Annotated in this window: 5 protein-coding genes; 2 read left to right on the top strand and 3 right to left on the bottom strand. The window is 45.5% G+C overall.

Annotated elements, in window-relative coordinates; translation table 11 throughout:
* From BW928_RS08650 to BW928_RS08640, 3 genes are all read right to left on the bottom strand, one after another.
* The coding region (locus BW928_RS08650; protein WP_200800842.1) for a hypothetical protein at window positions 1-1,331 on the bottom strand (1,331 nt) is incomplete at its 3' end.
* A 62-nt stretch (window positions 1,332-1,393) separates the two neighbouring features.
* The gene (locus tag BW928_RS08645; protein WP_076555830.1) at window positions 1,394-2,347 is read right to left on the bottom strand and encodes an OmpA family protein; all 954 of its coding nucleotides are present in this window, start codon (window positions 2,345-2,347) and stop codon (window positions 1,394-1,396) included.
* A gap of 230 nt (window positions 2,348-2,577) precedes the next feature.
* Complete coding sequence (locus BW928_RS08640; RefSeq protein ID WP_076555829.1) at window positions 2,578-3,864, bottom strand: acetyl-CoA C-acetyltransferase; 1,287 nt, start codon at window positions 3,862-3,864, stop codon at window positions 2,578-2,580.
* Window positions 3,865-4,447: 583 nt separating this feature from the next.
* On the opposite strand from BW928_RS08640, the gene BW928_RS08635 reads away from it, so the two are divergent.
* Together BW928_RS08635 and BW928_RS08630 are read left to right on the top strand one after the other, a co-directional pair.
* Complete coding sequence (locus BW928_RS08635; RefSeq protein WP_076555828.1) at window positions 4,448-5,848, top strand: 3-oxoacyl-ACP reductase; 1,401 nt, start codon at window positions 4,448-4,450, stop codon at window positions 5,846-5,848.
* A gap of 100 nt (window positions 5,849-5,948) precedes the next feature.
* Window positions 5,949-6,836, top strand: a complete 888-nt coding sequence (locus BW928_RS08630; protein WP_076555827.1) for a MaoC family dehydratase — start codon at window positions 5,949-5,951, stop codon at window positions 6,834-6,836.
* Window positions 6,837-6,841 lie beyond the last annotated feature (5 nt).

Raw genomic sequence — 6,841 nt, 5'->3', positions numbered from 1 at the left:
ACCACGGCATTCGGCTCGGTTTTGCCTGAAATGGTGGTTTTATCATCAGCTCCGTTGTTGTCTGTATCTTTGTTAGTTACAGTAACAGTTGGGGTGGCGGTTTTTGGCGTAGTTGAAGTGTCTTTAATAGTCGCTTCGTTACCTTTTACGCCACCGATGGTGAATTGAACGGTTTCATCGCCTTCAGTGGTGCTGTCTTCCACAGTCTTCATGCTGATGGTGAATTCTTTCACGCCAGCTGGAACGATGATTTTACCATTGTTATCAACGGTTACACCGTTTGAGAACTCAAGCGTTTCGAAGTCGTCAGCATTGGCTGAACCTACCACATCATCAAGCGTTAGCTCAGCACCGTTGTTGTTGGTTAGCTTAACGGTAGTAACTTGTACTTCACCTTCGTTTACAGAAGTAGTAACTACGCCATCGTTGTTTGAGTTGTCTACTTCAGCATTTTTGCTGTCAGTGCCAGCATTGCCGTCTACTGGCTCAGAGTCATTTTTACCTGTCTCTTTACCGATAGCCGTTACTTTCTCACCGTCTTTAACGCTATCTTGTGGGATAGTGACTTCGCCTGTTTGTGGATTGATGGTCGCACCTGTGCCGTTTGGATCGTCCAATGTCCAAGTATTGCTTTGCGTATCTTTCTTGGCGGTTACTTTCTTCGGTTGATTGTCTTCACCTGTGAAAGTAATCGGCACTTCATTGTTGCCTGTACCTGGATTTACGCTTACTGAACCATCAGTGGTTGATGGTGTAACGGTTGGTTTTGAAGCTACTGGGGTAGGCGTAGGCTGAACAGGCGTAGTTGAGTTATTATCATTACTACTCTTATCGTCATCATCATTTGCCAAGGCAGCGATTGCACCTGCACCCAATAGACCGCCCAGTAGCCATGGCCAGATGGCTGCTTTGGTTTGGGTAGCACCAAGCCACCATGGAGCAACAACTGATTCGCCGCCCAATGCTTGACCTTCGATATCACCAGGAACCAGCTGAGTAACATAATCAGCCACTTCACCAGTATCTGGCACATAGTAGTAGTATTGACCATTTTCGGCTTGACCAATCAAGGCAGCAGCACCGTCTTGGTCATAAAAACCTTCGATGATAAGATCGCTTTCTTTGCCTTCATCTTCCAAAGAGATGTGTAGGTCTTGACCGACGCGTTTGGTTACGATGTGGTCAGGGCCACGACCAGTTGCACGGTCGATGAATTGATAGTTTACATTTTTTGTTGCTTTAATGACGGTTGGTTGACCATCATTGGTAACAACATTGACTTCTTGTACAGTTTGTACAGCGTCATTGATTTTTACGATGATATTTTTCATATAAAATTTCTTTGAAATTAATAAAAATAAATAAGCTATTTATAGCAATTTTTCAAAAAAAATTACTCGCTTGGAATCACAACCATCACACGGCGGTTTTCTTGACGACCAGCATCAGTGCTGTTGGTAGCAACTGGACGAGATTCACCAAAACCTTGAGCGGTCAAACGATTGGCTGCGATGCCGTGATTTTTGATAAGGGCTTCACGCACAGCATTGGCACGACGCTCTGATAGGCGTTGGTTGTAGGCATCAGAACCAACAGAGTCGGTATGACCTTCGATGATTGCCTTGGCATCTGGGTATTGAGACAAGAATGCCGCTGCTTTGGCAACTTCGCCTTGGTATTGTGATTTGATGTTTGATTTGTCAAAGTCAAACAAGATGTTCAAGCGAACATTTGGGCGAGTTTCTACATAGTATTCAGTCGGTGCTGGTACTGGAGCTGGAGCTGGCACAACAGGTGCTGGTACTGGAGCTGGAGCTGGGCAGTTTTCAGGGTTTACACGGCTGATTTGATGGTTTTGTTTGTAAGTTTTGTCGGCAGACAATACTTGTCTTGCTTGTTCAGCACTGATTTGTTGTAGCACTGGGACATAGTTTTGTTCTGTGCCAACTAGGAAGTACTGAGTTTCGCCTGCTTTTAGATTGATGGTAGCAGCACCGATGGCCAAGTCATTAACTTTGGCAGCGGTTGGGATAGCACTTAGCTTAACATTGCCAGCACATACCACACCTGCTGAATAATGACCGTCTTGCAAGCTGGTTAGGAAACGACCATCAAGACCGATGTTGGTGCTTGATTCAGGTGCAACTTGATTGTTGGCACTTGGGCGAATAAACACAACACCAGCAGTACGATCGCTAAGTTGTAGATTGTTCAAATCACCAGAAGCTGATTTGGTCCATTTAACATGAGAGCTGCCAGGCACAACCACAGTATTTGCCGAAGCAGACACTGCAAAACTTGCCGCAGCAATCGCTGTTGCCAGCGAAAGATGTTTGATAGTTAGCATAGTTTACCTTAGAAAACAGGGCATTAAACAACACCCAGATGAACAAAATACACCAAAACCACAGCAATTAGCCAAACCCAAACACAGGGTGGTTTTGATGGGTGGGGAGTGGGAAGATGGTTGCAAGATACAAGAAATTTTTTATATTATATTAAATTATTGTTTAGTTTTTATAAAAAAACTTCCTCTGATTTAGAGGAAGTTTGTAATAAGTCTGGCAAAAAATCAAATCAACGCTCAAGAATACAAGTTACCCCTTGTCCTCCAGCGGCACAAATGGAAATCAATGCACGACCCGAGCCTTTTTGGGCAAGCAGTTTGGCAGCGGTTGCCAAAATACGCCCACCTGTGGCTGCAAATGGATGCCCAGCGGCCAAACTTGAGCCATTGACATTGAGTTTGTTGCGGTCAATGCTACCCAATGGTGCGTCAAGCCCCAGTCTGTTTTTGCAAAAACTTTCGTCCTCCCAAGCGGCAAGCGTAGCAAGCACTTGTGAGGCAAACGCTTCATGAATTTCATAAAAATCAAAATCTTGCAAGCTAAGCCCAGCTTTGGCAAGCATTTTTGGCACAGCATAAGCAGGTGCCATTAACAAGCCCTCGGTCAGTCCTTGCTTGCCAATAAAATCAACCGCAGCAGTTTGTTGATGAGTGATGTACGCCAAAGGCTCAACGCCATGTGCCGCTGCCCATTCATCACTGGCAAGTAGAACGCAAGACGCACCATCAGTCAGTGGGGTGGAGTTGCCAGCAGTCATGGTTGGGTTGGCGTTTTTTTTGCCAAAAGCAGGCTTTAGCCCAGCGAGTTTTTCAAGTGTTGTATCAGCACGCAGATTATTATCAACGCTCAAGCCCTTATAGGGGGTGATTAAATCATCAAAAAATCCCGCCTCATAGGCACGAGCAAGATTTTGGTGGCTGGCATAGGCAAGCTCATCTTGTGCTGTGCGAGTGATGTTCCACTCTAGAGCAGTGATGGCTTGGTGCTCACCCATGGATAAGCGGGTGCGTGGCTCGCCATTTTCAGGCAGGGCGAGTAGATTTTTTGGGTTAATGCTACCAAGTGCTGCCAATCGCTGTTTGGCGGTTTTGGCATTGCTAAGTCGCAATAAGGGTTTGCGTAAACCATCGCCAAGAGCAATCGGTGCGTCAGAGGTGGTGTCTGTACCACCTGTGATACCGCTATCAATGATGCCAAGGGCGATTTTGTTGGCAACGGCAAATGCAGCTTGCAGCCCTGTACCACAGGCCTGAGAGATGTCATAGGCAGGTGTGGTGGCGGCAAGTTCGGTATTAAGTACAGCTTCTCGTGTTAGGTTTAGGTCGCGGCTGTGTTTTAGCACTGTGCCTGCAACGACTTCGCCAATGGGTTTATTTGCCAAGTCAAATCTTGCGACCAAGCCGTCCAAAGCAGCACTTAGCATATCAATATTGCTGGCATCGGCATATACGCCATTGCTGCGAGCAAAAGGAATGCGATTACCGCCCAAGATGGCGACTTTTTTGATGGTTGTCATGGCTTATCCTTATTGATATCTGCAAAATATTGAGCTGCCTTGATTTGGCAACCGTTATGCCTAGCTTAGCATTATTGACGGCGAATGTGGGAAAAATTCACAAATTATAACAAAATATTATTAAAAACGCCCAAATCATGCAAAATAGTTATTATGGCTGTGGTTTAATAGATGAATAATTATTAACAATAAGTTAAATAAATAATCAAAAAACTCCGTGCTTATGGCTGATGTTAATTGGCTTTAATGCAAAATATATAAGATTAATTTGCAACAAGTCATGTTATTTTGCTGTTTAAGTAGCCGTCTGTCTGTCTTGACTTGCCAAAATTTACTTTGCTCATACACGATGGTAAAAATTTTCAGTTGTGCAAGTGGTCAGAGCCACCTTTATCATTTATGATAATTTCACTTAATCAACCAAAAAGCACGATTTATCATTATTGTTGTTTTGTGCTACAATGGGGCGTTGTATTTGTATAAGATTTGGTTGCAAGGCATCTTGTGCTTAGTATTGCTGATGTGGCATTGCTAAGCATGGGTGTTTGACAAAAACAGGTTATTGTTTTATCAAGGAGTATTTATGAGCGATCGTTATGGGGAATTGGTGCAATCACCACTGGGCAGAAAAGTAGCAAAAAATCTTGGCTTGCCAATGCCAATCAAACTTGACCGCTATGAGCTGGGGCAGCCCGTGGTGCGTGGTGAGTTGGCACTGGGGCTGTCGGTGGGCGATGATAATTCGGTATCTGATGCATTGGCTGATATTTTGCAGGTGCATCAGGCGAAGATTGCCTGTAGTGAGCCTGAGCGTTTTGCTCTGCCAAGCAGCTCAATCAAGACGCGTCTGGAGGACGAAAATGCACGCTTTAAGGTGGTGATTTTTGATGCCAGTAATATCAAAAGCAGCGAGCAGTTGCAGCAGTTGTACCAATTTTTTCAGCCGCTGGCTCGCCGCATTAAGTCATCAGGTCGTGTGATTGTCATTGGTCGCCCTGAGTGCTGCACTGGCACAGATATTGGCTTTGCCTTAGCACAGCGTGCTTTGTTGGGCTTTGTTAAGTCCATCGCCAAAGAATTTAAACAGGGCATCACCGCCCAAGTGCTGTATGTAAAAAAAGGAGCAGAATCAGAGCTTGCGGTGGCACTTGAGTTCTTTATGTCAGCAAAATCTGCCTATGTGTCAGCACAAGCCGTTACCATTGTTGATGCTTATCAGTCTGCCACGCCGAGCGAATTGACAGCTTTTGCATTAAATAAATCTTTGCTTGACAAAAAAATACTGGTAACGGGTGCCAGTCGTGGCATTGGTGAGGCGATTGCACAGGTGCTGGCTCGTGAGGGTGCCAAAGTCTATTGCCTTGATGTGCCTGCCAATCTGGCACAATTGCAAAAAGTTGCAGGGCGGATTGGTGGCTATGCACTGCCGCTGGATATTACCGCCGATGATGCTGCCGAGCAGATTGTCCGTGCGTGTGGCGTGCTTGATGGCGTGGTGCATAATGCAGGCATTACACGAGATAAGACTTTGGCAAAAATGAGCCAAGAGCAGTGGGATTTGGTGATGCAGATTAACCTTGCTGCCATCGTGCGTATCAACGATTATTTGCTTGAGAATAATGGGCTTAGCGATACAGCTCGCATTGTGTGCGTGTCATCAATTTCGGGCATTGCTGGTAATTTGGGTCAGACAAATTACGCCACCAGCAAGGCAGGGGTGATTGGACTGACGCAGGCAACGGCCAAACTATTTGCTGGTACGGCACGCACCATCAACGCCGTTGCACCTGGATTTATTGAGACCAAGATGACCAGCCAAATCCCCTTTGCAATCCGTGAGGCAGGTCGCCGTATGAACTCAATGAGCCAAGGCGGCGAACCTGTTGATGTTGCCGAGACCATCGCATGGCTATTATCGCCTCGCTCAGGCGGCATTAATGGCAACATTATCCGTGTTTGTGGTCAGAGTTTATTGGGTGCTTGATGGGATTTTGGTGAATTGTTTGATAATGTGAAAATCTTCTAAAGAGATTTTATTGTAATTTCAAACAATTCATACAGTTTTTTGCACCAAGGGAGAAATTATGTCAGATTTACAATTTCAAGAGTTGCCAAAGCTGCACACCACTTATGCCAATGTCATCAAAAGCCTGCTGCCATCTGCTGACAATAAGGCAACCAGTCTGCCCAGTGGCGTATATACAGTGCAAAAATTAGCAATTGACCAAAGCAATTTGCGTGAATATCGCAAAATCTGCGGTTTTGTTGATGATGGCCGTGTGCCAGCGACTTATTTTGCAGTATTGTCGCAAACTTTGCAGATGAATATGATGGCAAGGCATGATTTTCCTTTTGCCATGCTTGGGCTTGTGCATATCGCCAACAGTGTCGTGCAGCACCGTGTGATTTTTGATACCGAGACGGTGAGTATGTCTGTGCGTTTGGACAATCTACAGCCGCATGACAAGGGGCAGCAGTTTGATTTTATTACCACAGTCAGTGTTGCAGATGAGCTGGTTTGGCAAGGGGTTTCGACCTATTTATCTCGCCAAAAAAAGAGCAAGCAGCGAACTGCTGGCGATACCAAACAGCTTGTCGCCGCCAAAATGCAACCAGTGGCAGGCGGTGTGGCACAAGAGATTGTCATCGATGAGGATATTGGTCGCCGTTATGCTTTTGTTTCTGGGGATTTTAATTTGATTCATCTGCATCCTTTGTCGGCTCGTGCCTTTGGCTTCCCGCGAGCAATCGCTCATGGTATGTGGACAAAGGCTCGCTCACTGGCGATAATTTCTCGTCAATACGCTCTGCCTGCTGCATTTCGTGTAGATGTGTCGTTTAAATTGCCAGTATTTTTGCCGTCAACGGTGGAGCTGATTAGCGATGAACCATGCCAGTTGGGCATTGAGTTTGCGATGTATGCCAAAAACAGCGACAAAACGCACCTGCTTGGTACAATTGCTTTTTTATAAATCAA

The sequence above is a fragment of the Moraxella cuniculi DSM 21768 genome (genome assembly GCF_900156515.1).
Taxonomy (GTDB): Bacteria; Pseudomonadota; Gammaproteobacteria; order Pseudomonadales; family Moraxellaceae; genus Moraxella; species Moraxella cuniculi.
This window is presented reverse-complemented; position numbering and strand designations above follow the sequence as displayed.

What these genes read in the sequence shown, in the direction of transcription:
- BW928_RS08630 (WP_076555827.1), top strand. Translation starts at nt 5,949, where the DNA reads ATGTCAGATTTACAATTTCAAGAGTTGCCAAAGCTGCACACCACTTAT.
- BW928_RS08645 (WP_076555830.1), bottom strand. Translation starts at nt 2,347, where the DNA reads ATGCTAACTATCAAACATCTTTCGCTGGCAACAGCGATTGCTGCGGCA.
- BW928_RS08640 (WP_076555829.1), bottom strand. Translation starts at nt 3,864, where the DNA reads ATGACAACCATCAAAAAAGTCGCCATCTTGGGCGGTAATCGCATTCCT.
- BW928_RS08635 (WP_076555828.1), top strand. Translation starts at nt 4,448, where the DNA reads ATGAGCGATCGTTATGGGGAATTGGTGCAATCACCACTGGGCAGAAAA.